The sequence below is a fragment of the Faecalimicrobium dakarense genome (assembly GCF_000499525.1).
Taxonomy (GTDB): Bacteria; Bacillota; Clostridia; order Peptostreptococcales; family Peptostreptococcaceae; genus Faecalimicrobium; species Faecalimicrobium dakarense.
The window spans coordinates 1-2018 of record NZ_HG529269.1 but is presented as its reverse complement, the minus strand read 5'-3'; the positions used below and the strand labels follow the sequence as shown (position 1 = coordinate 2018).

The following is a 2018-nucleotide window of genomic DNA, read 5'->3' as shown; positions in this document are numbered from 1 at the left end:
ATTTGATATAGCAACTTCACTTCCTATAACGTAAGATGTTTTTATATTTTTATCTTCTATATATTGATCGAATACCTTAGTTCCTTTATTTGGTGATGCTAATACTATTGGCATACTTTTATCTGCTGCAACTGGAGCAATACTTACTGCATCAGGAAGTCCTGTTACTCCATTTACAACTGCTATTTCTGATACATCATCTAGTTTTTTAGCTATTTCTAAAGATGTTTCATATCTATCATTTCCGCCTATCCTCTCTACACTAAGGTTCATATGGTGTAATTCTATTATAACTGAATTTGATACAGACGCTTCTCCACCTATTACATAGATATTTTTAGCATTAAGCCTTGATATCTCTTTTTTAGTTTCACTATCTAAGCTATTGTTTTCTGTTAAAAGTATTGGAGCATCATTATATTTTGCAAATGGTGTTGCACTAAGTGCATCTACCATTGAATTTGAATTTACTATTACTACATTATCTGCTCTATCCCATCCTTCATTACTTACATTTACAGCTGTTTGATATCTATCTTTTCCAACTAGTTCATGTACAGTAAACTGTGGTTTATTTCCTTCTCTATTTTTCGTATCGTAGTACGCATCTAACCTTTGATTAGTTACTTTTTCTAGTTTACTATCATCATAATGCACCTTAGTATATATACCTTCTTTTTCCGCCTTTATTGTATATGTATCTCCTTTTTGTTTTATATCTCCATCTATATATAACTCTAATGGATTCTCTTTATTACTACTATCCGCTTTCTTCAATAATATTGCTTCTTTTTGTGCTCCTTCTATCTCTAATGTTCCTTTTATTACTATCTTTCTACCTGCTTCATCGTTTCCCTCTGCATATATTGCATGACTTCCTGGATTTATTATTTTTACATTCTCTAATTCTATATTACCTGAGTATGAAAGTATTGGTGAGTTATATTTTTTATCACTATGTACAATATCTGTGCCTTTATTACCATTTATTTCGCTATTTGCTATCTTAACTGTTCCACTTTTAGCATAATAACTCGTTAGTTCAATTGTACTGTGATTTAATTTACTTGAATTCACAACTAGATTTCCATTACCAGATATTGATGTATTATTTACTTTTACATTTTCTAACAATACATTCCCATCCATAAATATCCTTGAATCATTCAGTTCACTTTTGTTTACTAAGTCTATACTATCTCCTGTCATTGATTGTATACTCATACCCTCAAATTTTAAATTATCTATTTTGGTATTTGTATATATAAGTAATCTGCCTCTGAAAATATCATCTTTACCACTTATTGTATATCCGTTTCCCTTTATTTCTTTTCCGTTTCCTTTTACAAATATCTCATAATAGGTCTCATTAAAGGTAGTTAATACTATATCACTCTTTATATCTATTACTTTTATATTTGGATCTTTTGTTGCTAATGATAATTCCTTTGCATTTCTTACTTCTACAATTTCGTTTTCTTGATAATTAGAAGTTTGTGGTGCCTTTTCTTCAATATTTGTTTCTAATTTAGTTTTAATTGTATTAGGTTCTAATGCATGTGATAATGTTACAATTTGTGTATTAGTGGCGATTACTACTCCTGCTAAAATAATTCCCATATTTTTATTATATTTTCTCATATTACTCTCCCCTATTTGTAATAAATGCAATTAAGATTAATTATAACTTTTTTGTTAAAATATTTATATACTAAAACAAAAAAAATACATTAACAAAGTTGTTAATGTATTTTTTTGAATTTCAATGGTGGAGATGATTCGTAGAAATGTTAACCACGATTATAATAGTATCTCCAAATTAATTCTTAAACATATTTACTAACTTATTAAATACATTTTCATTTCCGTTTCCACCAACTTGAGTTATCTCCTTAGGCTGTTTTTTAGATAATGAACTTGCTTGCTTATCATTTAAATCATTTCCTACTATAACTACTGGTGACTTTTCGTTAGATGCTAGCACCCCTACTGCCAATGCATCTATTAAATCATCAGGC

At 28.8% G+C, this 2018-nt stretch carries 2 protein-coding genes; both read right to left on the bottom strand.

Annotated features, from left to right (window positions below; all coding sequences use genetic code 11):
• Positions 1 to 1641, bottom strand: a 1641-nt coding sequence (locus BN899_RS04520; RefSeq protein WP_147568494.1) for a cell wall-binding repeat-containing protein, incomplete at its 3' end; no start/stop codon positions are given.
• 178 nt (positions 1642 to 1819) lie between these two features.
• On the bottom strand, positions 1820 to 2018 hold a 199-nt coding region (locus BN899_RS19190), incomplete at its 5' end, for a cell wall-binding repeat-containing protein (RefSeq protein ID WP_042273324.1).